The organism is Thermus sp. (assembly GCF_040290245.1).
Lineage (GTDB): Bacteria > Deinococcota > Deinococci > Deinococcales > Thermaceae > Thermus_A.
Window position 1 is genome coordinate 1 of the sequence record NZ_PSMQ01000027.1, and the last position, 22,624, is coordinate 22,624.

At 65.4% G+C, this 22,624-nt stretch carries 20 protein-coding genes; 8 read left to right on the forward strand and 12 right to left on the reverse strand.

Annotated features, from left to right (window positions below; all coding sequences use genetic code 11):
* The 8 genes from C4301_RS05375 to C4301_RS05410 form a co-directional block, all read right to left on the reverse strand.
* A partial coding sequence (locus C4301_RS05375; RefSeq protein ID WP_352414079.1) for a cytochrome P460 family protein occupies positions 1-385 on the reverse strand: 385 nt, incomplete at its 3' end.
* Positions 386-498: 113 nt separating this feature from the next.
* Positions 499-3,201: an aconitate hydratase AcnA gene (gene acnA / locus C4301_RS05380; protein WP_352414080.1), complete on the reverse strand. Its 2,703-nt coding sequence runs from the start codon at positions 3,199-3,201 to the stop codon at positions 499-501.
* Between the two features lie 99 nt (positions 3,202-3,300).
* Complete coding sequence (locus C4301_RS05385; RefSeq protein WP_352414081.1) at positions 3,301-4,068, reverse strand: alpha/beta hydrolase; 768 nt, start codon at positions 4,066-4,068, stop codon at positions 3,301-3,303.
* On the reverse strand, positions 4,065-7,328 hold the full coding sequence (locus tag C4301_RS05390; RefSeq protein WP_352414082.1) for an efflux RND transporter permease subunit: 3,264 nt from the start codon (positions 7,326-7,328) through the stop codon (positions 4,065-4,067). Before C4301_RS05390 ends, C4301_RS05385 begins: the two co-directional genes overlap by 4 nt.
* Positions 7,325-8,494, reverse strand: a complete 1,170-nt coding sequence (locus C4301_RS05395) for an efflux RND transporter periplasmic adaptor subunit (RefSeq protein WP_352414083.1) — start codon at positions 8,492-8,494, stop codon at positions 7,325-7,327. The genes C4301_RS05390 and C4301_RS05395 overlap by 4 nt, the downstream gene beginning before the upstream one ends.
* A gap of 2 nt (positions 8,495-8,496) precedes the next feature.
* Positions 8,497-9,459, reverse strand: coding sequence for a TolC family protein (locus C4301_RS05400; protein ID WP_352414084.1), 963 nt, complete (start codon positions 9,457-9,459; stop codon positions 8,497-8,499).
* Entirely contained in the window at positions 9,456-10,742 is a 1,287-nt protein-coding gene (locus C4301_RS05405) for a TolC family protein (RefSeq protein ID WP_352414085.1), read from the reverse strand. Before C4301_RS05405 ends, C4301_RS05400 begins: the two co-directional genes overlap by 4 nt.
* Positions 10,739-11,170: a MarR family winged helix-turn-helix transcriptional regulator gene (locus tag C4301_RS05410; RefSeq protein WP_352414086.1), complete on the reverse strand. Its 432-nt coding sequence runs from the start codon at positions 11,168-11,170 to the stop codon at positions 10,739-10,741. Before C4301_RS05410 ends, C4301_RS05405 begins: the two co-directional genes overlap by 4 nt.
* Positions 11,171-11,250: 80 nt before the next feature.
* On the opposite strand from C4301_RS05410, the gene C4301_RS05415 reads away from it, so the two are divergent.
* From C4301_RS05415 to rpmE, 3 genes are read left to right on the forward strand one after another with little or no spacing between them, the layout of a single operon-like run.
* Positions 11,251-12,573, forward strand: a complete 1,323-nt coding sequence (locus C4301_RS05415) for a hemolysin family protein (protein WP_352414087.1) — start codon at positions 11,251-11,253, stop codon at positions 12,571-12,573.
* A complete protein-coding gene (gene cdd / locus C4301_RS05420; RefSeq protein ID WP_352414088.1) occupies positions 12,563-12,997 on the forward strand; it encodes a cytidine deaminase in 435 nt (144 codons plus the stop codon). The genes C4301_RS05415 and cdd overlap by 11 nt, the downstream gene beginning before the upstream one ends.
* Positions 12,994-13,209 (forward strand): 50S ribosomal protein L31, encoded by a 216-nt coding sequence (gene rpmE, locus C4301_RS05425; RefSeq protein WP_352414089.1) that lies wholly within the window; start codon positions 12,994-12,996, stop codon positions 13,207-13,209. Before cdd ends, rpmE begins: the two co-directional genes overlap by 4 nt.
* Positions 13,210-13,285: 76 nt before the next feature.
* On the opposite strand, the gene C4301_RS05430 is transcribed toward rpmE, so the two are convergent.
* Positions 13,286-13,687 carry an Hsp20/alpha crystallin family protein gene (locus C4301_RS05430; protein ID WP_352414090.1) on the reverse strand — a complete coding sequence of 134 codons (402 nt, stop codon included), beginning with the start codon at positions 13,685-13,687 and terminating at the stop codon, positions 13,286-13,288.
* A gap of 18 nt (positions 13,688-13,705) precedes the next feature.
* Between C4301_RS05430 and miaA the strand changes: the two genes are divergently transcribed.
* The 4 genes from miaA (at position 13,706) to C4301_RS05450 (ending at position 17,950) form a co-directional block, all read left to right on the forward strand.
* Complete coding sequence (gene miaA, locus C4301_RS05435; RefSeq protein ID WP_352414091.1) at positions 13,706-14,611, forward strand: tRNA (adenosine(37)-N6)-dimethylallyltransferase MiaA; 906 nt, start codon at positions 13,706-13,708, stop codon at positions 14,609-14,611.
* A gap of 77 nt (positions 14,612-14,688) precedes the next feature.
* The gene (gene gatA, locus C4301_RS05440) at positions 14,689-16,083 is read left to right on the forward strand and encodes an Asp-tRNA(Asn)/Glu-tRNA(Gln) amidotransferase subunit GatA (protein ID WP_352414092.1); all 1,395 of its coding nucleotides are present in this window, start codon (positions 14,689-14,691) and stop codon (positions 16,081-16,083) included.
* A gap of 23 nt (positions 16,084-16,106) precedes the next feature.
* Positions 16,107-16,832: a 3'-5' exonuclease gene (locus tag C4301_RS05445; RefSeq protein ID WP_352414093.1), complete on the forward strand. Its 726-nt coding sequence runs from the start codon at positions 16,107-16,109 to the stop codon at positions 16,830-16,832.
* Positions 16,829-17,950, forward strand: a complete 1,122-nt coding sequence (locus C4301_RS05450) for a hypothetical protein (RefSeq protein ID WP_352414094.1) — start codon at positions 16,829-16,831, stop codon at positions 17,948-17,950. Before C4301_RS05445 ends, C4301_RS05450 begins: the two co-directional genes overlap by 4 nt.
* A gap of 2 nt (positions 17,951-17,952) precedes the next feature.
* Here the strand turns inward: C4301_RS05450 and csaB are convergent, their stop codons facing one another.
* The 3 genes from csaB to C4301_RS05465 all read right to left on the reverse strand — a co-directional run bounded on the left by csaB (position 17,953) and on the right by C4301_RS05465 (position 22,016).
* A complete protein-coding gene (gene csaB, locus C4301_RS05455; protein ID WP_352414095.1) occupies positions 17,953-18,954 on the reverse strand; it encodes a polysaccharide pyruvyl transferase CsaB in 1,002 nt (333 codons plus the stop codon).
* The gene (locus C4301_RS05460) at positions 18,939-20,633 is read right to left on the reverse strand and encodes a DUF5693 family protein (protein WP_352414096.1); all 1,695 of its coding nucleotides are present in this window, start codon (positions 20,631-20,633) and stop codon (positions 18,939-18,941) included. Before C4301_RS05460 ends, csaB begins: the two co-directional genes overlap by 16 nt.
* Positions 20,634-20,882: 249 nt before the next feature.
* A complete protein-coding gene (locus tag C4301_RS05465; RefSeq protein WP_352414097.1) occupies positions 20,883-22,016 on the reverse strand; it encodes an ABC transporter ATP-binding protein in 1,134 nt (377 codons plus the stop codon).
* 106 nt (positions 22,017-22,122) lie between these two features.
* Here C4301_RS05465 and mscL point away from each other — a divergent pair, with 106 nt between their 5' ends.
* A complete protein-coding gene (gene mscL / locus C4301_RS05470; RefSeq protein WP_352414098.1) occupies positions 22,123-22,497 on the forward strand; it encodes a large conductance mechanosensitive channel protein MscL in 375 nt (124 codons plus the stop codon).
* Positions 22,498-22,624 lie beyond the last annotated feature (127 nt).

Sequence of the window (22,624 nt, forward strand, 5' to 3'; positions counted from 1 at the left end):
CGGGGCCAAAGGCAAAATACCCCCAGCCCCCCGTCTTGGCGTAGCGGGCCCGGTCCTTGACCATGAATCCGGTGAGCTTCCGGCTCCCCTCCTCCAGGGTGTTTTGCCCTTTTTTCACCTCCAGGAGGTCAAAGGCGATCACGCTCCCATCTGGGAAACGGGGGGGGTCACGCCGGTAGCCTTCCATCGCCCGGGCGTTGGCGTAGAGGTGGTGCAGGCCCCCGAAGGCCTCGTACAAGGGGTGGCCGGGTTCGATGACCATGCTCTTGACATGGGTCCATGTCCGGAAGCCCTTGGGGTAGGAGAAGCCTTGGGCCAGCCCAAGCCAGAAGGAACCCAGGAGGCCACCGAAGATCAGCGCGAGGATCGTCCGCCACAGTTTCATCCTTACCTCCTTAGGAGTCCTAATCTATCCACGCGGCGAAGGGAAAGCAAGGGGCAATCCCACAGTGTGGACCGGATAAAAAACCCCCGCCCTAGGGCGGGGGAAGACGGGGTCTAGGCCTTGCGGGCCTCCTCCAGCATCCTCTTGAGGACCGTCTGAAGGATGCCCCCGTTCTTGTAGTAGTCCACCTCCACCGGGGTGTCCAGCCGGGCGACGGCTTTAAAGCGAATCTCGCGCCCGTCCTCCTGCCTGGCCACCACCTCCACCTCCTTCTTGGGATAGAGGTCCTCGAGGCCCAGGATCTCGAAGACCTCGTAGCCCGTAAGGCCCAGGCTTTCCCGGTTCTCCCCAGGCCTGAACTCCAGGGGCAGGACCCCCATGCCCACCAGGTTAGAGCGGTGGATGCGCTCAAAGCTTTCCGCCAAGACCGCCTTGACCCCGAGGAGGTAGGTGCCCTTCGCGGCCCAGTCGCGGCTGCTCCCGGTCCCGTACTCCTTCCCGGCGATGACCAAAAGGGGCGTCCCTTCGGCCTTATAGCGCATGGCCACGTTGTAGACGAAGTCTACGTCCCCCTCGGGGAGCTTTTTGGCGTAGCCCCCCTCCACCCCGTCTAGCATCAGGTTCTTGATGCGGATGTTGGCGAAGGTGCCCCGCATCATCACCTCGTGGTTGCCCCGGCGGGAGCCATAGGAGTTGAACTCCTCGGGCCTCACCCCCTTGGAAAGGAGGTACTGGCCCGCGGGGCTTTTCACCGGGATGGCTCCGGCAGGGGAGATGTGGTCGGTGGTCACGCTGTCCCCCAGGACGAGGAGGACCCGGGCTCCGCGGATGCTTTCAATCCTGCGGGGCTTGTCCAGGTCTTCAAAGAAGGGAGGCTTCTGGATGTAGGTGCTCTCGGGGTCCCAGTGGTACAAGGTTCCTGTAGGGGCGGGGAGGGCCTGCCAGCGCTCGTCCCCTTCGAACACCCTGCTGTACTCTTTCTTGAAGAGATCGGGGTCCAGGGTTTTACGGATAGCTTCTTGGATCTCCTCCATGGAGGGCCAGATATCCCGGAGGTAGACGGGCCTACCGTTGGGGTCGAAGCCCAGGGGCTCGGTGGCGAAGTCGATGTCCATGCGGCCCGCCAGGGCATAGGCCACGACCAGCATGGGGCTGGCCAGGTAGTTGGCCCGCACGTGAGGGTTCACCCGGCCCTCAAAGTTGCGGTTCCCGGAAAGGACCGCCGCCACCACCAAATCGCCTTCCTCCACCGCCTTGGCGATGTCCTCGGGGAGGGGTCCGGAGTTCCCGATGCAGGTGGTGCACCCATAGCCCACCAGGTGGAAGCGCAAAGCCTCGAGGAAGGGCAGAAGGCCGCTTACCTCCAGGTAGTCCGTGACCACCTTGGAGCCGGGGGCAAGGCTGGTCTTGACCCAGGGTTTGGTGAAAAGCCCTGCCTCCACCGCCTTCTTGGCCAGAAGGCCTGCCCCGAGCATCACGCTGGGGTTGGAGGTGTTGGTGCAGCTGGTGATGGCGGCGATGACCACGGAGCCGTGGGTGAGTTCAAACTCCTCGTTTTGCCGCTTGACCAGCACCCTTTTCCCCAGGGCCTCTTCAGGTAGACCAAACCCCCGCTCCTTCACCGGCTTGCTCAGGTGAGCGAGGAAGCTCCTCTTGACCTCCCTCAGGGGCACCCGGTCCTGCGGCCGCTTTGGCCCGGCCAGGGAGGGCTCCACGGTGGAGAGGTCCAGCTCGAGGTGCTCCGAGTAGACCCGGTCGTCTTTTCCGTCGTAGAAGAGGCCCACCGCCTTGGTGTAGGCCTCCACCAGCTCCACCAGCTCCTCGGGCCTTCCGGTGAGCCGGAGGTAGGCGAGCGTCTCCTCGTCCACGGGGAAGAAGCCCATGGTGGCCCCGTACTCAGGGGCCATGTTGGCGATGGTGGCTCGGTCGGCCACGGAAAGCTTCTTCGCCCCGGGGCCGTAAAACTCCACGAACTTGCCCACCACCCCGTGCTTACGCAACATCTCCGTCACGGTGAGGACCAGGTCCGTGGCCGTGGCCCCCTCGGGGAGGTTCCCGTAGAGCTTGAAGCCCACCACCCTGGGGGCGAGCATGTAGTAGGGCTGGCCCAGCATCACCGCCTCGGCCTCAATCCCCCCCACGCCCCAGCCCAGAACACCGAGGCCGTTCACCATGGTGGTGTGGCTGTCCGTACCCACCAGGCTGTCCGGGAAGGCCAGGGTTAGGCCGTCTCGCTTCTCGGTCATGACCACCCTGGCCAGGTACTCGAGGTTGACCTGGTGAACGATCCCGGTTCCCGGAGGCACCACCTGGAAGTCCTTAAGGGCCTTCTGCGCCCACTTGAGGAGGAGGTATCGCTCGCGGTTGCGCTCGTACTCCTTCTCCACGTTCAGGAAGAAGGCGTAGGCGGTGCCAAAGTAGTCCACCTGGACGGAGTGGTCGATAACCAGGTCCGCCGGGACCAAGGGGTTGATCCGCTCCGGGTCCCCGCCCAGTTCCTTGATGGCGTCCCGCATCGCGGCCAGGTCCACCACCGCGGGCACCCCGGTGAAGTCCTGCAGGATGACCCGGGCCAGCTTTAGGGGGACGTCCACCTCCTTTGGGTCGGGTTGCCAGCGGGCCAGTTGCTCCACATCCTCCCGGGTTACCAGGTAGCCGTCCTCGTTTCTGAGAAGGCTTTCCAGCATCACCCGGATGGAGAAAGGAAGCTTGCTGACCTCGGCCAGGCCCTGCCGTTCCAGCTCGAGGAGGTCGTAGTAGTGGTAGATGCCGCTTTTTGTGGAGAGGCTTTTGAGGCTCTTAAAGGTGTCCCGCATACCATACTCCTTTCTGCCCCCCAAGGGGTAGGGGGATGAACTGGGTTTTGGGGGGAGTTTCTCACACCGGGGCAGGGGCGCCCACCCTGGCTTTTCCCACTATAACACAACGCGCTTCCGCTTCAAGGAATCTCCTTGGCCTGGGGTGGGAGGGGTGTTTAGGCCCAGACTCTCCAGAAAAAGCCGCACCTCCTCCCGGATCTCGTTCCACAACACCTCCCGGGGCCTTTGGGCTTTGTGGTCACCTTTTTGGATCCCATAGGCCCCGAAGCCCGCATGGTTCAGACCTGGGATGAAGACCACCCGGGCGCCTTTGGGCAGACGGCGGGCCAGAGCCTTGGCCTTTTCAGGGGGGAGGAGGCCGTCCTCCGTGCCGTAAAGGGCTAGGGTGGGGAGGGAAAGGCCAGAGAGGTCTGTCTCGGGGTAGCTGGCAAAGAGGAAGAGGGGGAGTCCTTCCCGGGCCGCCACCTCGGCCGCCACCACGCCCCCGAGGCTGTGCCCCCCGAGGACCAAGGGGAGGCCGGGGAAGTCCCGGGCCGCCTCGAGGCCCCGCTCCTTGCCCAAAAGGGCGATCCCGGCGGGAACCTTAAGCAGGGCCACCGCATACCCCTCTTCCACCAGGGGGGCCAGAAGGGGGGCGTAGGCCCTGGGGTCCACCCGGGCCCCGGGGTAGAGGGCGAGCAGGGCCTGGGGGGCCTTGGGGGTGAGAAGATACCCGTAGGGCCGCTCTATACCCCCTTTCAGGGCTTCCACCGCCAGGGGTTCGGCGGAAAGGGGTCTCAAAAAGTAGAGCCCAAGCCCGGTCACCACGGCTCCTAAGGCCAAGGCGCCCCCCAGGATCAGGGCCAGAAGCCTCTGGGTCTTCACGCCCTCCTCCTTTCAAAGGTGTAGAAGGCGGCGGGCAGCACGAAAAGGGTGAGGAGGGTGGAGCTTAAAAGCCCACCCAGGATGATCACCCCCAGGGGCCTGCGGTACTCCGCGCCTTCCCCAAGGCCAAGAAGAAGGGGCAGGCTGATGATGAGCACGGTAAGGGTGGTCATCAGAATGGGCCTGAGCCGGAGCCTGGCCGCTTCCAGAAGCGCCTCTTTCAAGGGGAGCTCTTGCCGCTTTTGCACGGCGAAGTCCAGGAGCAAAATGGCGTTTTTCGTCACCAGGCCGATGAGCATCACCACCCCCAGGACGCTGATCACGTCCAGCCCCGTGCCCAAAAGGTAGGTGAGCCAGAAGGCCCCCACCAGGGCCAGGGGGACCGGGAGGAGGAGGTAAAGGGGGTAAAGCCAGCTGTTGAACTGGCTGGCAATGACCAGGTAGTTGAGGACCAAAGCCAGTCCAAAGGCCTGGGGGGCTAGGGCGATGAGGTCTTTGGTGAGACTCGAGGTTCCGGCCGAGGCGAGCTCCACCCCCTTTCCCACCACCCCCTTTTCCTTTAGGAGGGCCTCGATCTCCCGTTGGACCTGGAGGGTGCCCGGGGCCTCCCGGGTCAGGGTGAGGTTGATCCCCGCGCTGTAGGCCTGGTTCCTCCGGGCCACGCTGGTGGGGGCCAGGCGCTCCTCAAACCGGCCCAGGCTCCTCAAGGGCAAGGGGCCCAGAAGGGGGGTCTGGACCGGCAAAAGGGGGAGGTCCTCCGGCCTAAGGGCCAAGGGGTCTAGCCGTACCTGGATGGGGTACTCCTCCCCCTCTTTCCTGGCTATGGCCGCCTCGGTGCCCGAAAGGTAGGTCCGGAGGGTTTGGGCCAGGTCGGAGGGGGTGAGGCCTGTTCCTTGGAGCTTATCCGGTTCTGGCAGGAAGACCAGCTCCCGGGTCCGGTCCTCGAGGCTGGAGCGTACGTCCCTAATATAGGGCCTTTCCGCGATGAGCCGCACGGCCTCCCGCGCCTTTTGCTCCAGGATGGTCTGGCTGGGTGCGGTAAGAATAAGCTGGAGGTCGGCGTCCTCGCTTTGGGGACCGGTCTGGGCCTGGACCCTGAGCTCGGCCCCCGGCACCTCTGTGAGAAGGGCCTGGCCCTCCCGGTTAAACCGCTCCGCCAGGGTGAGGATCTCCTCCCGTTCCCGTTTAGGCTTGAGCACCAGGGTGAACTGGGCCCGGGAGGGGTCGGTCACCTCGGTCCCGCCCACGGTCCTCGCCCCCAAGGTGGTGACCACCCGGTCCACGCCGGACTGGGCCAGGAAGTACCCCTCCAGCCTGCGCGCGATCCGGTCGCTCTCCTCCAAGGCGATGTCCTTGGGCAGGAGTAAGGTGGCGGTCATCACCCCCGTGTCCGAACGGGGGGTGAAGTTGAAGGGGATCCTGGGGGCGATGGGGAGGATGCTCAAGAAGGCCGCCAGGGCCAGGCCGAGCACCCAGAGGGGCCGGTCCAAGGTGGCCCTAAGCAGGTGCACGTACCCCTGGGTGAGGGCTCTCAGGCCTGCTTCCGTGCGGTGGAAGAGGGCCCCCGCCAGGCCTCCGGCCAGGTCGAGGACGAGCCGGCCCACATAGCGGAAAAGCCCTAGGGCCAAGGGATAAAGGGGGAGAAGGAGCAAGAACCCCGGTCCCTTGGCCAAAGCCAGCCCCAGGAAGGCCAGTCCGAGAAGGAGGCCCCAGGGCGTTCTAAACCCCCGGGTGTAGGCGTACCGGAGGTCCGAGGGGAAAAGCGCAAGGGCGCGGACGGCCTCCTTTAGGCTGGGGGGTTCGGGGTCGGGAAAGTAGGCCAGGCGGACGGTGAGGAATAGGAAGGCCTCGAGCCAGCTCACCGCGATGGCCGCCGCCAGGACCAGGCCGAACTGCCGGAAGATCTGCCCCACGATCCCAGGCAGAAAACTGATGGGTAAAAAGACGGCCAGAAGGGAGAGGGTGGCCGCCGCCACCGCTATGCTCACCTGGCCTGCCCCTTCTAGAACCGCCTCGAAAGGCGGACGGCCCTCCTTCCTCAGCCGGTCTATGTTTTCCGCCACCACGATGGAGTCGTCCACCACGATTCCCACCGCCACCGTGAGGGCCAGGAGGCTGATGAGGTTGAAGGTGAAGCCCAACAGCCCGAAGAGGATGAGCGCCCCGGAAAGGGTGATGGGAATGGCCAGAAGGACGGAGAACACGGAGTTGAGCTGGCCCAAGAAGAGCAGAACCACCAGGCTGACCGCTAAGGCGGCGAGGACCATCTCCCGGAAGGTGTCCTGGACCGCGCCCTCGATGAACCGGGTCGTGTCCGAGGCCACCTGGACCCGATACCCCTGGGGAAGGCGGATCTCCTTAAGAACCCCCTTCACCCCCCGGGCTACGCTGACCGCGTTGGACTCCGGAGTTTTCAGAATGGAGAGCAAAACCCCGGGCCTTCCGTTCAGCCGGGCGAGGCTTTTGGGGGCCTCCTTGGCCAGGTAGACCCGGCCCAGATCCCCCACCCGCACCGGGCCCACCCGGATCTCGGCCACCTCCTCCGGCGTTTTCGGGGTGTTCCGCAGGGTGTAGGTGAGCCTCCGGTCCCCTTGTTCCAGGCTGCCCAGGGGAAGGTTGAGGGCGCTCGCCGCGATGGCCTGGACCACCTGGGCGGGGCTCAGGCCGTACAGAGAGAGCCGGGCCGGGTCCAGCTCCACCCGGATGACCTCCTCGGGGGCCCCGCTCAGCCGGATCTCGGCCACCCCGGAAACCAGCTGGAGCCTGGGCTTGAGCACCTCCCGGGCGTAACGGCCGAGCCGGACCAGGTCCTCCCCCGGGGCCTCGAGGAAGAGGCTGAGGATGGGGGTCTGGGTGGGATCGAACTTCTGGACCACGGGGGCTGAGGCGTCCTTGGGCAGCGCCCCCCGGGCGGCCGCCACCTTCTGGCTCACCTCCACCACCGCCTGGTCCACGTTCACTTCCTGCTTGAACTGGATGAAGACGAGGGCGAACCCCTCGGTGCTGGTGGAACCCAGAGTCTCCACCCCGGTCAGGGTGGAAAGGGCATCTTCCAAGGGCTTGGCCACCTTCTCGGCCACCTCTTCCGGGCCCGCGCCCGGGTAGGCCACGCTCACCCCCACCGCGGGGAAGGAGAACCGGGGCAGGAGCTCCACCCCCAGGCGGCTACCCAGGAGGAGGCCCACCAGGACCATGCCCACGAAGATGGCCGTGGCGAAGACGTACCGGCGGAGGAAAAACCCAACCAGTGGGTTTCTCATAAGACCTCCACCTTATCCCCCTCCTGAAGGCTTTCCGGAACCGGGTAGACCACCCGTTCACCGGGGTTGAGCTCCCCAGAGACGGCTAGGCGCTCCCCGGCCTCGGCCAGGATCCGTACCCGGCGCTTGAGGGCGCGGCCGTCTTTCACCACGAAGACGAAAGCCTCCCCCTCCCGGACCCTAACCGCCCCGCTGGGAAGGAGGATGCCCCGGGCCAGGGCCAGGCGGTAGGCCAGTTCCGCAGGGCCCGGGAGAAGGGGCTTAAGGGGCCTTAGGGTCACCTCCACGAGCCGGTTTTGAAGGGGGAGGTCGCCCTTGCGCACCAACCGCCCCTCCACCTCCTTTCCGTTCTGCCTAAGGACAAACCGGCCCTGCTCGAGGGATTCCGCCTCCTCCGGGGGGAGGTAGGCTTTGGCCAGAAGGTCCAGGCTGGCCAGGCGGAAGGCGGGCTGGCCGGCCGCGGCGAACTCGCCCTGGCGGACGTAGACCTCCACCACTTCCCCGGCGAAGGGGGCCCGGATGCGGGCTTCCTTGAGGGCCCGCTCCGCCTGCGCCACCTGGAGCCGGGCTTGTTCCACCTGGATGCGCAAAAGCTTGAGATCCTCTCCCCGGTCCAGGCGGGAGAGGGCCTCCAGGGCGTTTTGATACGAGGCCTCCGCCTGCTGGAGCTGGGCCTGGAGCGCCCAGAGGTCCAGACGGGCCACCGCCCCCGCCTCGTAGAGGGCCTTGGCCTCCTCGTACCGCCGCCGGAGGGTTTCCAGGTTGCTGCGGGCCGAGGCCAGCTGGGCCTCCAGGGCGGGCCGGCTTTCCTGGCTTTGGCGCTCTGCCTTCTCCAGGTTGGCCTGGGCCTGGGCCAAAGCGAGCCGAGCGGCTTTTAGGGCATCCTGGAAGGGCTTTTCATCCAGAACCACCACCGCCTCCCCCGGCCGGACCCGGCTTCCGGGGGTTTTGGCCAAGACCACCCGGCCCGAGGCCCCGGCGGCCACCCGGCTTTCCCGCTCGGGCTCGAGGCGGGCCTGGAGGCGGCTTTCCCGCTCCAAGACCCCCTCTTGGGCCTGGAGGGTGCGGACGAACAAGGGCGGGACCGGCTGGGGCGGGACAGCCGCCTTTTGGGGCTTGGGGGCACAGGCCGGGACGAGGAGGAGAAGCAAGAGGGCTTTTCTCATCCTCACCTCGCTAGAAGCTCGTAATAGGCCTTGAGGTAGCCCGTTTTGGCCTGGAGGAGGCCGAGCTCCGCCTGCAGCGCGGCCAGCTCGGTTCCCTGGAGGCCGATCTCGCTCAGGAGGCCGGCTCTGAACCGCTTCTGATCGGCCTCGAGCTGGGCTTGGGCGGCTTTGTAGGCGGCCTCCGCCGCTTCGATCCCCTGGTAGAGGGCCTTAAGGCGTTCCAGACCCCCTTCCAGGGCGATCCTAAGCCCCCGCTCCGCCTCGGCGAGCGTCTTGGCCAGGCTTTCCCTCTGGTCCTTCAGGTTTTCCATCTCCCGCCTTGGGGCGAAGCTTTCATCCAGAAGGCCCAGCTGGAAGTCCAGCAGCTCGAGGCCTTGCCGAAGCTGGAGGAGGTCGGGGTTTTGGGCCAGAAGCCCCTCCACCTCCCCTGGGGGGGCGGGGAGGGGGCCTAGGGGGAGGGCCTCCTCGCTTCCGGTGAGGCTTTTCAGGTTCCGCCTGGCCGCCCAAAGCCCCGCTTCCGCCAGGCGGAGGTTCTTTTCCGCCTCGAGGCGGTCTTTCCGGGCCTTTTCCAGGTCCAGGGGGGAGGCCCCGCCCCCCTTCACCCGGATCTCCGCCGCTCTTTCCGCCTTCTGGCTTAGAAGTAGGGCCTTCTGGGCGATTCTGAGCTGGAGCTCTGCCTCCAGAACCCCGGTGTAGGCGCTGACTAGGCTGCTTTCCGCCTGCCTCAGGGCCCGCGCCCTTTTGGCCTGGGCCAGGGCGTAGGCCTGTCGGGCCTGGAGCTCGCTTAGGGCCGTTTTCAGTGGGTCAGCCAGCGTCCTCTCCAGCTCCTTTTTCTTGTTTTCCTCTTCCAAAAGGGCCGCCTGGACGGGGTTCAGGGAAGGGGCCTTCTTAAGGGCCTCTTCCAGGCTCAGGCCCTGGGCCAGGGCCAAGGAAAGGAGGAGGGTCAGGGCCAGACTGGGTTTCATCGTTCACCTCCCGGGAGGGCCAGGGCCTTAAAGGGCACCCGGCCGTAGAAGCTGTAAAGGTCCAGAACCGCTCTTTTCAGGGCGTTTTCCGCCTGCTTCTTCCGAAGCTCTGCCTGCAACAGGCTCACCCCTGCCTCCTTTACCGTCAGGGGGCTTTCCAGGCCCAGCCGGGCCCGGGCCTGGGTTTCCTCCAGGGCCTTGGCCTTGTCTGAGACCTCCCGGGCCGCAAGCTCCAACCTCCGCTGTCTCTGGGCCAGGGCCTGCCAGAGGCCTTCTTCCTCCACCCGGGCCTGGAGCCGGGCGGCCTCGAGCGCCTCCTCTGCCGCCTTGACCTGGGTTTGTGCGGCTTTTAGCCCCTCTAAAAGCCCTGGGGAGAGGGTGAGGGAAAGCCCGAGCCGCACCTCCCGGCTGACCCGCGCCCCGGGGATAGGGTTGGTCCGCCCCGGGTCCTGGCGGGTGTAGGAAAGGGTGGGCTGGAGGGTGCGGCTGGTGAGGCCGAGGGCCACCTGGTCCTTTTCCGAAGGGTAGAGGAGGAACTGGGCCTGGAGGATGGGCAGGAGGGTGCGGAAGGTGCTCTCGTAAAGCACCTGGGCCTCCTCGAGGGCCAGCTCGGCCTCCTGAACCCTAAGCGGGGTCCCCTTCTCGGGGAGGGGGAGGTCGGGGAGGGGCTGGCTGGGGTCGGTGAGGCCCTGGGCAAAGAGCTGGGCCAGGAAGGCTTCTTCCTCGGCCTTGGTTCTGGCCTCCTGGGCCTCCCGGAGCCGGGCCTCGGCCTCGCGCACCTCTTTGCTGGCTGCTCCGCCGGCTTCATACCGCCGTTTCACCGCCATGAGACCCTCCTGGGCCAGGCCCAGTCCGGCCTCCGCCAGCCTTAGGCCCAGCCCGGCCTCCTCCAGCTGGCCCTTGGCCTGGTAGGCCTGGGTGAGAAGGGCCAAGACGGCCCGGGCATACCCCAGCTCGGCCCGCCTTAGGGTCAGCCGGGCCTTTCTCAGGGCCTCCTCCGTCTCTCCGAACGGGAAAGGGGTGAGGGCGAGGCTTAGGCTGAGGGAGGAGGTGGTCTTGGGGAGTGGGTCGCACGGGCTTTCGGAGGCGCATTCGTATCCCAAAAGCCCGTACCCCCCTTGGGCCTGGAGGGCGATGGGAGAGGCCTGGGCCAGGTACTGGGCCCGGGCGGCCTCCACCTGGGCCAAAGCCTGGAGCCGCACGGGGTGGGAGAGGAGGGGGAGGAGCCCCCCTAGCTCCTGAGCCAGGGCTAGGGAGAGGAAGGGGATGAGAAAGCGTTTCATGCCGCCTCCCTCGTGAGCTTTTCCAGGATCTCCTTAAAGGCCAAGAGCTCCCTGGAACCAAGCCGGCTCAGGTGGCGGGCGAAGGTTTCGTGCCAGATGGACTTTAGGGCTTCTACCTGCTTTCTTCCCTCCTCCGTGAGACGGAGGAGGACCCTCCTTCGGTCCCCTGGGTCGAGGGCGCGCTCCAAAAGCCCCCGGTCCTCGAGGTGGGAAAGGAGGCTGCTCGCCTGGGAGGGGCTCATCTCCATTTCCTCAGCCAGCTGGGTGGGAGAGGGGTTCCCTTCGGAAAGCCGTCTTAAGACCTCCGCCTGCAAAGGGGTAAACCCCAGCCGAGCGAAGGCTTCCTTCGCCTCCTGGAAAAGGAGGCGCATCAGCCGGTACCCCAGCTGGTTCAGGGTTTCCACCAGTTCGGGGGGAGGGCGATTCATACAAGTGAACTATATATTGCACGAAAATAAAAAATGTGACCAAGCCCACGCTTCTTTGTGCTATAATTGGGTTTGGCTATATGGACAGACCGCCAAGTCGTTGGCCCCTTCTCCTTTTCCTTTCGCAGCCGGTTTTTGCCCAGGGGATTTCGGTCCAGGAGGGGGCCCTGCTCACGGGCTTCCTCCTTCTTTCCGCCTTTTTCTCGGCCTCTGAGACGGCCTTCACCACCCTTTACCCCTGGAAGGTCCGGGAGCTTGCGGAGGCCAAGGGAAGGCCCTTTGACCTCCTGGCCAAGGACATCACCCGGTTTCTGACCACGGTTTTGGTGGGGAACAACCTCGTGAACATCGCCGCCACCGCTTTGGTTACCGAGCTGGCCACGGAGGCCTTCGGCTCGGCTGGGGTGGGATACGCCACCGGGGCCATGACCTTCCTCATCCTCTTCTTCGGGGAGATCACCCCCAAGTCTGTGGCCGTCCACCACGCGGAGGCCGTCGCCCGGCTGGCCGCCTGGCCCATCTACGGCCTGAGCGTGCTCTTTTATCCCTTGGGCCGGTTCTTCAGCTGGGTCTCGAGTTCGATCCTCCGGCTTCTCGGCCTCGAGCCCAGGAACACGCCCTTGGTCTCGGAGGAGGAGCTAAGGCTCATCCTGGCCGGCGCGGAGGCCAGCGGGGCGATTGAGGAGGATGAGGAGGAGATGATCCACTCTATCCTCGAGCTCGAGGCGACCCCGGTGAAGGACCTGATGATCCCCCGGGTGGAGATGGTGGCCATAGAGGCTTCCGCCACGTTGGAGGATTTCCTGAACCTGGTCCGGGAGCACGGCTACAGCCGGGTTCCCGTTTACCAGGAAAACGTGGATCACATCGTGGGCATCGCCTACGCCCGCGACCTTTTGGACTTCTACTGCGAGGGGGACCTCAAGGCGCGCAGGGTGGCCTCCATTGCCCACCCCCCCTACTTCGTACCCGAGAATATGGACGCTTGGGACCTTTTGCGGGAGCTTCGCCGCAGGAAGGTCCACATGGCCATCGTGGTGGACGAGTTCGGGGGGACGGCGGGGCTTGTCACCTTGGAGGACGTGATCGAGGAGATCGTAGGGGAGATCTACGACGAGACGGACGAGGACGAGGAGGCCCCGGTCCGGCGCCTACCGGACGGGAGTTTCTCCGTCCAAGCCCAGCTGCCCATAGACGAGGCGGGGGAGGCCTTGGGGGTGGAGTTTCCGGAAGGCGAGTACGACACCCTTTCCGGCTTCCTCTACGCGGAGTTCGGCCGGATTCCCACCGTGGGCGAGAGCATCGTCTGGGATGGCCTCCGCTTCGTTGTGGAACGGGCGGACCAGAGGCGGGTGGAGCGGGTCCGGGTGGAGCGGCTTAAGGAGGAGAGCCGTGACGCTTGAGAAGGCGCGCCGAAGGTTAAAGACCCTGGCGGAAAGGGCCTACGCCCCGTACTCCCGCTTCCCGGTGGCGGCTTTGGTGGTCTCGAGCTCGGGCCGGGTCTATGCCGGGGTGAACGTGGAAAACGCCAGCTTTCCCCTCTCCCTCTGCGCGGAGCGAAGCGCCGTGGCGGCGATGGTGGCCGCAGGGGAGCGGGCCATCAACCGGGTCTACCTCTATAGCCCCCAAGGCCCCATCCCCCCTTGCGGGGCCTGCCGCCAGGTTTTGGCCGAGTTTGCCCTGCCTGGGGCCGAGGTGGTGGCTTTGGGCCCCCAGGGGGTGGAGACGCGACCCCTGGCCGAACTCCTCCCCTGGACCTTTCGCCTGGCTTCTGGTATAGTGAGGTCCGGCGTGCACGGCCAAGACCGTGCCCAGGAGGAAGAATGAAAGAAGGCATCCACCCGAAGCTCGTACCCGCCCGCATCATCTGCGGGTGTGGAAACGTCATCCACACCTACTCGGTCAAGCCGGAGATCCACGTGGAGGTCTGCTCCAACTGCCACCCCTTCTATACGGGCCAGCAGCGGTTCGTGGACACGGAAGGGCGGGTGGAGCGGTTCCAGCGGCGCTTTGGCGACTCCTACCGCAAGGGGCGTTAAGCCTGGCCTCCCGCCTAACGCCTTCCCCCCGGGCGGGGGAGGGCTATCCTTTACAGGGGGTGGCGGCCGCCGGGCGCTACAGGGGCAGGGCCTTGGCCGGCGCCTTTTTGAGGCGAATCTCTAGGACGCCGTTTCGCAACGTGGCCTTGGCCGATCCTTCCTCGACAGGGCCGGGAAGGTGGAGGGTACGGCGAAAGACCCCGTAAGGGCGCTCCTCTTGCAGGTAGGTGCCCGGCAGGGGGTGGCGTACCCCGGCCAGGGTCAAGACCGAGCCTTCCTCGAGCAGTTCTAAATCCTCGGGCCTGACTCCAGGCACGTCCACCAGGAGGAGGTAACCATCCTCCTCCTCTAAAAGGTCTACCGCCGGGGTCCAGGCGGCGACCTCCTCCCCGGTAAGCCGATAGGTGAGCTCAGCAAGCCGCTTTTGCAGCTCGCGGAGTTTTCTCAGGGTTTCCAGTCGGTCCAAGGGCTCCAGCATGCCTACATAATAAACGAGGTGGAGATCCCCGTTCTGGCCGGCCCCACAGGCAGCGGTAAAACGGCCTTGGCCCTGCGGCTCGCCGAGGAGGTACCCCTCGAGGTCATCTCCGCGGACGCCACAATGGTCTACCGCGGGCTGGATATCGGAACGGACAAGCCGACCCCAGCGGAAAGGGCCCGGGTGCCCCACCATCTCGTGGATGTGCTGGAACCCACCGAGGCCATGAGCGTGGCCCGGTTTTTGAACCTGGCGGAGGAGGCCATCGCGCAGGTTCTGCAAAGGGGTCGGCTTCCCTTGGTGGTGGGCGGGACGGGGTACTATATCCGGGCCCTTTCCGAGGGGCTGCACGCCCTTCCCCCACCGGATCCCGGTTTTCAGGCCGGGCTCTGGCGGGCCTTGGAAGAACAGGGGTTTGAGGCCCTTTGGCGGGAGCTTTACCGTCAAAGCCCGGAGGATGCGCAGAGGGTGGGCAGAAACCCCAGGCGGCTGGTGCGGGCCCTGGAGGTTCTGAGGCGGACGGGTCTTCCCCCGGCCCGGTTTCCCAAAAGGTCCCCCCGGTTCCGTTACCGTAAGCTCATCCTATGGCCGGAAAAGCCTTGGCTTTGGCCAAGGCTCGAGGCCAGGGCCAGGGCCCAGTTCGCCCGCGGGCTTATAGAGGAGGTGAGGGGGCTTTTGGAACGGTACGGGGAGATTCCCACTGCCCTTCAGGCCATCGGGTACAAGGAGGTGGCGGGGTACCTCCGGGGGGAGTATGGCCTGGAGGAGGCCTTGGACCGGGACATCCGGGCGGTTAAGGCCTACGCCAGGCGCCAGTACACCTGGTTCCGCCGCGAGCCCGGGGAGGTGGCCTACCTTTTTCGCGGCGGAGAGGAAGCGTATACGGGCTTCCGGGACTGGGTATGGGTGCATTATCGAATTTAGCAGGGAGGAAAATCCCAAGTAACTTTAATCGTGAATATTTTAACAAAAACAACCTCCTCAGTCCTTAGGATGGGAGTATGCTTGCCCACGAGCTCCTGAGGGCGGTTAGGGAAGGCCGGCTCCACCCAAGGGCGGTGGCGGAGGCCTACCTCGAGCGCGCCCGGCGGCACGCCCACCTGGGGGCCTTCCTAACCCTAAACGAAAACCTCCTTCAAGAGGCGGAGAAGGTGGACCGTGAGGCCCCTTTGGCGGGGCTTCCCGTGGCGATCAAGGACAACCTGGTTACAAAGGGCCTTCCCACCACGGCGGGAAGCCGCCTTCTGGAGGGCTTCCTCGCCCCTTATGAGGCCACGGCGGTGCGGAGGCTAAGGGAGGCGGGGGCCCTGATCCTGGGCAAGACGAACCTAGACGAGTTCGCCATGGGTTCCTCCACGGAGCACTCCGCCTTTTTCCCCGCCCGAAACCCCTTTGACCCCTCGCGGACCCCGGGGGGGTCTAGCGGGGGGAGTGCGGCGGCGGTGAGCGCGGACCTCGCCCCCTTGGCCCTGGGCTCTGACACTGGGGGAAGCATCCGGCAGCCCGCGGCCTACTGCGGGGTCTACGGGCTGAAGCCCACCTACGGCCGGGTGAGCCGCTACGGCCTCATCGCCTACGCGAGCTCTTTGGACCAGGTGGGCCCTTTGGCCAGAAGCGTGCGGGACCTGGCCCTTCTGATGGATGCCCTGGCGGGGGAGGACCCCCAGGACGCCACGAGCCTAAGCGCCCCTCCCCGGTTCCAAAAGGCCCTGGAGGAGCCCCTGGGCCCTTTCCGGATTGGCGTGGTGAAGGAGGCCTTGGAGGGCAACACCGAGGGGGTGAACCGGGCTTTGGAGACCTTCTTAGAAAGCATGGCCCGGCTGGGGGTGAGGGTGAAGGAGGTCTCCTGGCCGGGCCTGGCCTTGGCCCTGAACGCCTATTACATCCTGGCCCCTGCGGAGGCCAGCTCCAACCTCGCCCGGTACGACGGGACGATTTTTGGCGTGCGAAGGGGAAGCCCCGAAAAAACCCGGGCCCTTTTTGGCCTCGAGGCCAAGCGGCGCATCCTGGTGGGCACCTTTGTCCTCTCCTCCGGCTACTACGAGGCCTTTTACGCCCGGGCCCAGGCCTTCCGGGCGCGGCTTAAGCGGGAGGCTTTGGCCCTTCTTTCCGATCTAGAGGCCCTGGTCCTTCCCACCACCCCCACCCCCGCCTTCCCCTTGGGGGCGATGAAGGACCCTTTGGCCATGTACCGGCAGGACCTGTACACCGTGGCCGCCAACCTTACAGGCCTTCCTGCCCTTTCCATCCCTGCGGGGTTTGAGGGGGGTCTTCCCGTGGGGGTCCAGCTCATGGGCCCCCCCCTTTCGGACGAGGCGCTTTTGCGCCTCGCCTTGGCGTTTGAGGAGGCTACGGAAAGGGCCTATCTCCGCACGCCCTTGGGGGAGGCGTTTTGATCCGGCATACCCTGGCGACCCGCTTGGCGCGCCGCCTTCGGGCGGAAGGAAAGCCCCTGCCCCTCGAGGCCTTGGGGGAGGCCCTCCGCTTAAAGGGGCCGGTGGAGCCGGTTTTGCTTCCCCTTCTGGACGGCCGTTTCTGGCATGAGGGAGAGGTGGGGCTTTGGGAGTGGATCTACCCGCTCTCGGAGGAAAAGGTGGTGGTTTTGGACCTCGAGACCACGGGCCTTTCCCCTCGGGAAGACGGGGGGGACGAGATCATCGAGGTGGGGCTCGTGGCCTTGGAAGGGGGAAGAAGAAGAACCCTAAGCCGCCTTGTCCGGCCCCGCCGTCCTCCTCCGCCTTGGATCACCCGGCTTACCGGCCTGACCTGGGAAGACCTAAAGGAGGCCCCGCCCCTGGAGGAGGTCCTGCTGGAGGTGCACGAGGCGCTTCGCGGAAGCACCCTCGTCCTCCACAACGCCCCCTTTGACCTTTCCTTCCTCCAGCCCGCCCTAAAGTGGGTGGGCCTGTCCTGGGAGGGGGTTGTGGTGGACACGGTGGTCCTCGCCCGTAGGGCCCTTCCCGGCGTAAGGCGGGTGGGGCTGGACAGCCTGGCGGAGGTGTTTGAGCTCAAGCCAGAAAACCGTCACCGCGCCCTGGGGGATGCCCTCTTGACCTTAGAGGTGCTCCACGAGGTGTACTATATGCTTACCGCGGGAAGGCCTAGGCCCCTTCACGACCTGGGCAAGGGGGTGCACCGGGTATGAACGCCAAGTATGTCCTCACCAGCCGCTGCCTTGACCAAGGGGTCCTGTTTTTGACCTATTCCCTGCGCCAGCACCTGGCGGGTCTGGAGCAAGTCCGTTTTGTGGACGAGGAGGGGGAAGGCTACGAGGCCCGGGTGAACTGGGGCCTTGGGGTGGTGGAGGGCCTGGGGCCCTATTTCACCAAAAAGCGCCTCCAGCCCAATGAGGTCCTCCTCCTCTCCTTTCAGAAGGAGGTGGTGCGGATCGAGGCCCTGAGCCGGGGCCGAGGCCGGCGTTCCCATCTGGAGGCCTCTGCTCAGAAGGGGCCACGGTCGGCTTCTAAAGAGGAAGCCGACCGGGAAGCGGACTCGAAGTCCGAGTCCGCCCCTTCGGCCGGCCCCGGTTTGGGCCTCGAGGGGAATCCCAAAAAGGTGGTCCGGGTAACCCCCTACCCGAGGGAGGTCCTCTTCCCCCAGGGGGCCAGGCCTACCCCCCCGGCGGTCACGGAGGACCTGGCCCGGCTAGGCTTTCTTTTTACCGAAGGGGGGCCGCCTTGGGTCTACCAGGCCCACCTGGGCCGGCGCACCCTCCTTTTAGCCCTCCTCCGCCACGGCGAGGAGGGGGATCTGGCCCCTTGGCGGGCCAAGGGCGCTTTAGCCGCCACCTTGGCGCCCGAGTCCCTGAGGCAGGAGGTGGAAGAACCCCTTCTGACCCCGGAGGGGCTTAAGCGGCTCCTCGCGTTGAAGGCCCGGTTTCCTATAAGCGCCTTGGACCTCGAGCGCCTGCTTAAGGAGGGGCGGCTGGATCTGGAAAGCGTGGAGGCCTTGGAGGATCGGCTGGCCTTGGAGCTGGCAGGCCGGGGGGCTTTTGCCTCCTTGCTTTTGCTTTTGGCCAAGCACCGAATGGGTGAGGTCTTTCTCCTTTCCGACCTCGAGGCGGAGGCCTTGGAGGAGGGCCTCCTTCCCGAGACGGTCCGCCAGGGGGTGGAGACCCTTGCCCAGCCCCCCTTCGTCCTCTTGAAGCGGCTTTCCCCGGGGGAGTTTTTGCTCCAGCAGGAGGTGGAAGTGGCTTTGGACGAGCTCGCCAGCTTTGCTCAGACGCTAAAAGCGCGGCTTAGGCGGGTGGAGGGACCGGCCTAGGCTCATCGGGAAGACCGCACCGCCGCGCCCTCCAAGACCAGGTCAAAGCTCTTCCGGGCCCGCTCCTTCATCGCCTCGATCCGGCCCCAGTCCGGGGGGCGGCCGGAGAGGACGGCCATGGCCATGTGATAGGCGTCCCCCGGCAGCTCCTGGTAGTACGCGTCCGCGTCCTTGGCGAACCCCGCCACCTTAGGGTCGTAGGAAAGCCCAGCAAAGGGTGTTCCTGCCGCCGCGGCCAGGACCAGGCCATGGAGCCGCATGGAGACCACGTACTCCGCCTGGGCCACCAGGTAGAGGACCCGGCGGGGGTCTGAGGTCTTCTCCGTCCGGAAGTAGCGGAAGAGGGTATCGAACGCCTTGTCCTCGAGGAGGTGGTCGTCCAACCCCGGCTGCATCAGGAGGACCATGGGCTCCTTCCGCTCGTAGGCCAGGCGGACGGCGAGCTTCTCCAGCGTCTTTACCCCCTCCCGGTAGGCCTCGCCGAAGCGGGGGATGAGGAGGACCCAGTCCTTCTCCTTCTGCACCGGGGGTGGGCGGAGGAGGAGGGCGGGATCGGCCCCTAGGGTGGCGGACAGGCCCAGGCTTTGCGCATACTCCACCGAGGCCTGGTCCCGTAGGATGAGCGGGACGCCCTTAAGCGCCTTCTGGACCCGGGCCTCTCCCCAGGGGGAAAGGGGGCCTAGGGATTGGTTGAACACGATGATCCTCCGCCGATAAAACCGGGCCATCCGGACAAGGCTTAGGTAGTATTCCAGGGAAAGGGCGGAGGTCTTGTCCTGTAAAAGCCCGCCCCCGCCCAGGAGCCAGAGGGGTGCCTTGAGAAGGGCAAGAGGGTTCAGGCGGTGGAGGGCCCTGACCCGGTGTTGCGCCTGGGTGAGCCTAGGGTCTCCGGAAAGCACCACCGCCTCGAGTCCCCGCGCCTTGAGCTCCTGGAGGATGGCTTCCAAAATGGCCTCGTCCCCCGCGTTTTTAAACCCGTAGTACCCCGCTACCCCCACCACCATCGCAAGAGCCTCCTTCCCAGGATAACCCCAATTCCCCCCAGGGCCAGCCCAAGCACCGCCCCGTTGATCACCCGGAAGAAGGAGATGGGTAGCGGGGTGTGAAAGTGGCTGAAGGTGTTCAGGATCGAGGCCATGCCCACCGCGGCCACCCCCAGAAGGGCGTTTTGAACCCACCGCGGCCAGGGGAGGAATAAGGCGAGAAGAAAGACCGCGTGGCCGAAGACCTCTTTGAAGCGGGGCCGGACCATGGCCTCTTGGAGAAGGGCCCGGAGCTTAAGCTCCCAGTCGGGCACGATGGGCGCGTCGTTGCCCCGGCGGAGGAGCGCCAAGGCGAGGAGGGCCAGCCCCAAGACCCCAAACCCCACCTCCCCCAGGCGCAGGGGGTGATGGAAAAGCCGGCTCAGGGCTTCCTTGAAGTCTTTGGGAAGGAAGCTGTAAAGGACCAAAAGGGGTGGGACAATCAGGGTGAGAAAGACCCCTTTGAAAGGGGTAAGGCCCAGGACGGCCCCCGGGGTGCTCCCCAAGGCGGAGAGGAAGACCACCCCCGCCAGGGCGTAGCCAAGGCTTCTCAGCCACATCCATAGGCCGTTTCTGGGCCCCAAAAACCCCAAGGTGGGGAAGACCAAGGCGGCCAGGAGCGCCCCCCCCTGGCTGCCCCCATACCCTAGGGCGAAGAGGAGGAGAAGGCCTGCCACCAGAGGCCCATAGGCGGAAAGCCCCAGGCCGAGAAGGCTAAGACCCGATAGAACCCCCACCCAGGCCAGGTGCCTTAACGGGGAAGGGGTAAACGTCCTGACCCGGGGCACCCCCAGGGGAATGTGGGAGGCGGCGAGCTCCTCCTTAAGGCGGTTTAGGAACAAGGCGGTGTCCACCGGGTACGGGTAGGGCCTCAGATAGAGGAGTTGATGCCCCCTTTCCCGGGCGGCCAGGACGAACTTATCCGCCGCCTCCTTGGGCTTAAGGGTGAGCTGCCACTCCGGCTTCAGGCTGAAAAGCCGGAGCACCCCGGCCTCTTGAAAGGCGTTGAAGCCCTCCTGGGGTGTGCCTTCGATCCAGGCCACGGGGACGCGCACCAGGGCTTTGGCCTCCTCGAGGCGGTGGGGAAAGCCCAAAGCCTCTGTGCCCGCGAAGACCACCGCGTCCGCCTCCTTGGGGATGAGGTCTTCCCTGAGGACCCGCAGGGGATGGTTCGAGGGGCGGTAGACCAGATAGGCCCCCGCGGTCTTGAGCGCCTGGGCCAGACTGGGGTCGTAGAGGGCGGGGAGGAAGGAGGGGTCTATGGGAAAGCCCAGGTACCCGGGAAGCGCATGGGTGGGCAGGGTGTAGGCGGTTTGGAGGAGGTCCAAAAGCCCCTTGTCCCCCTTGAGGTAGAACCAGCCGGGCCGGGCGGGCAGGCCCTCCTCCTTAAGCTCAAGGCCCCGCTTGAGCAGGAGGCTGCCCCGGTCCACCCAGTCCCGTACGGTGCTTTCATACAGGCTCACCCCAACGACCCCCTGGGCCTGGTACCGCCGGAAGGCCTCGAGGAAAGACTCCCCGCGGGAGCGGGCCTCCTCCTCGAGGGCCTTCCCGTCCATCACCAGGACCACCGGCCCTGGCCGCTCCGCCTCGAGCCTGGGTAGGAGGCTGAAAAGGGAGGGCACAAGGGCCAGAAGGAGGAGGAGGTTCAGGGCCTTTTTCACGGGAGTCCTCCTTGAGTCCATGGGCGGCCTTGGGTCTTGGCAACGTGCTTCTGGAGGGCCTGCCTTTCTTCCCCGCGAAGGGCAAAAAAGGCATCCGCCCACCTTGCTTTACGGTGCCCCTCCGAGGCGGCCCGGGGGACCACCCGGCCTTGGGGCTGCTTGTGGGCGCTGGCGGGCGGAGTCTGGGTGGTTTTTACGGTGCTCTCGAGGATGAAAAGGCGGCTCACGCACCCATTCTATGCGCTGGGCCTAGCGGGCGGCCACCCTTTCCCGGGAAAGGGCATGGCCAATGGTCCGGTCCGTTTCTGGGTCAAAGGCGTGGAGGCGCTCCACGTCCACCAAAAGTTCCACCTTCTCCCCTGGCCGCACGGGAGGGTGGCCATCCACCTTGGCGGTTAAGAGGATATCGGCCACGGAGACATGGATCTCCGTCTCGGCACCCAGGGGCTCCACCACCTCCACCTCGCCTCGGAGGATGTTTTCACCCTCCGGGATGACCGTAAAGCCCTTGAGTCCCATATGTTCGGGGCGGATCCCCATCCAGACCTCCTTGCCTGCATAGGCCCTTAAGGGCCCAGCCAAGACAGCGTTTGCCTGGATGCGGAAGGCGGGGTGGGCCAGGTAAAGAGCATCCCCTTGGATCTCCACCCGGGCCTTTAGGAAGTTCATGGCGGGGCTGCCGATAAAACCCGCAACAAAGCGGTTGGCGGGGAAGTCGTAGAGGTTAAGAGGGTTGTCCACCTGCTGGATCTCCCCGTCCTTCATCACCACGATCCGGTGGCCCAGGGTCATGGCCTCCACCTGGTCGTGGGTCACGTAGATCGTGGTGACCCCAAGCCGCCTCTGGAGCTTGGCGATCTCCGCCCGCATCTCTACCCGGAGTTTGGCGTCCAGGTTGGACAGGGGTTCGTCCATCAAAAAGACCTGGGGCTCGCGGACGATGGCCCGTCCCATGGCCACCCGCTGACGCTGGCCGCCCGAGAGCTCCCGGGGTTTACGGTTTAAGAGGTGCTCTATTTTTAGGATCCGGGCCGCCTCCTTCACCCTTCGGTCGATCTCCTCCCGGGGCACCCGGCGCAGGCGAAGCCCGAAGGCCATGTTCTCGTAAACGTTCATATGGGGGTAAAGGGCGTAGTTCTGGAAGACCATGGCAATATCCCGGTCCTTGGGGGGGACATCGTTGACCAGGCGGTCTCCAATGAAGATCCCACCCTCGGAAACCTCCTCCAGGCCCGCGATCATCCGGAGCGTCGTGGTCTTGCCGCAGCCCGAGGGGCCCACGAAGACCACGAACTCCCCGTCCTCCGTTTCCAGGTTAAAGTCCCTGACCGCCACCACCTTCCCGAAGCGCTTCCAAATGTGCTCGAGGCGAACCTTAGCCATGCCTACCTCCTGAACCCCACGCTTTGAGCTCTTCAGCCCATCGGGGGTCACTTCTATATTAAATGGGGATGTGCCTGCAGCATGTTCAAAGGAGGTGAACCCAATTATGCTGAAGGGGTTTAGGGATTTTATCCTGCGCGGAAACGTGGTGGACCTGGCGGTGGCTTTCATCATCGGTGGAGCCTTTGGCCAGGTCGTGCAGTCCTTAGTGAAGGACATCCTTACCCCCCTTATCGGGGTCCTAGGGGGTAAGCCTGACCTTTCCGCTTGGAAGGTGGGGCCCTTGGCCCTGGGGAGCTTCGTTAACTCGGTGGTCAACTTCCTGGTGATCGCGGTAGCCGTCTACTTCCTGGTGGTGGCCCCCCTCGAGGCCCAGAAGCGCCGGGCCAAGAAAGCCGATGAGACCTTGCCTTCAGAGCCTCCAGAGGAGGTCAGGTTGCTCAGGGAGATTCTGGAGACCCTAAGGTCGAGGCCTCAATAGGGATGGCGCATCAGGGACCCACCTGCAGGCTAAGGGTCATATAGGGGTGGTGCCTGCAGTAGATCGAGTAGCTCCCCGGGGTCTGGAAGGTGTAGCTGTACTCTCCCCCCGGGTTCAGGTTCCCGCT

What these genes read in the sequence shown, in the direction of transcription:
- acnA (WP_352414080.1), bottom strand. Translation starts at nt 3,201, where the DNA reads ATGCGGGACACCTTTAAGAGCCTCAAAAGCCTCTCCACAAAAAGCGGC.
- C4301_RS05390 (WP_352414082.1), bottom strand. Translation starts at nt 7,328, where the DNA reads ATGAGAAACCCACTGGTTGGGTTTTTCCTCCGCCGGTACGTCTTCGCC.
- C4301_RS05395 (WP_352414083.1), bottom strand. Translation starts at nt 8,494, where the DNA reads ATGAGAAAAGCCCTCTTGCTTCTCCTCCTCGTCCCGGCCTGTGCCCCC.
- C4301_RS05400 (WP_352414084.1), bottom strand. Translation starts at nt 9,459, where the DNA reads ATGAAACCCAGTCTGGCCCTGACCCTCCTCCTTTCCTTGGCCCTGGCC.
- C4301_RS05405 (WP_352414085.1), bottom strand. Translation starts at nt 10,742, where the DNA reads ATGAAACGCTTTCTCATCCCCTTCCTCTCCCTAGCCCTGGCTCAGGAG.
- C4301_RS05410 (WP_352414086.1), bottom strand. Translation starts at nt 11,170, where the DNA reads ATGAATCGCCCTCCCCCCGAACTGGTGGAAACCCTGAACCAGCTGGGG.
- C4301_RS05415 (WP_352414087.1), top strand. Translation starts at nt 11,251, where the DNA reads ATGGACAGACCGCCAAGTCGTTGGCCCCTTCTCCTTTTCCTTTCGCAG.
- rpmE (WP_352414089.1), top strand. Translation starts at nt 12,994, where the DNA reads ATGAAAGAAGGCATCCACCCGAAGCTCGTACCCGCCCGCATCATCTGC.
- C4301_RS05430 (WP_352414090.1), bottom strand. Translation starts at nt 13,687, where the DNA reads ATGCTGGAGCCCTTGGACCGACTGGAAACCCTGAGAAAACTCCGCGAG.
- gatA (WP_352414092.1), top strand. Translation starts at nt 14,689, where the DNA reads ATGCTTGCCCACGAGCTCCTGAGGGCGGTTAGGGAAGGCCGGCTCCAC.
- C4301_RS05450 (WP_352414094.1), top strand. Translation starts at nt 16,829, where the DNA reads ATGAACGCCAAGTATGTCCTCACCAGCCGCTGCCTTGACCAAGGGGTC.
- csaB (WP_352414095.1), bottom strand. Translation starts at nt 18,954, where the DNA reads ATGGTGGTGGGGGTAGCGGGGTACTACGGGTTTAAAAACGCGGGGGAC.
- C4301_RS05465 (WP_352414097.1), bottom strand. Translation starts at nt 22,016, where the DNA reads ATGGCTAAGGTTCGCCTCGAGCACATTTGGAAGCGCTTCGGGAAGGTG.
- mscL (WP_352414098.1), top strand. Translation starts at nt 22,123, where the DNA reads ATGCTGAAGGGGTTTAGGGATTTTATCCTGCGCGGAAACGTGGTGGAC.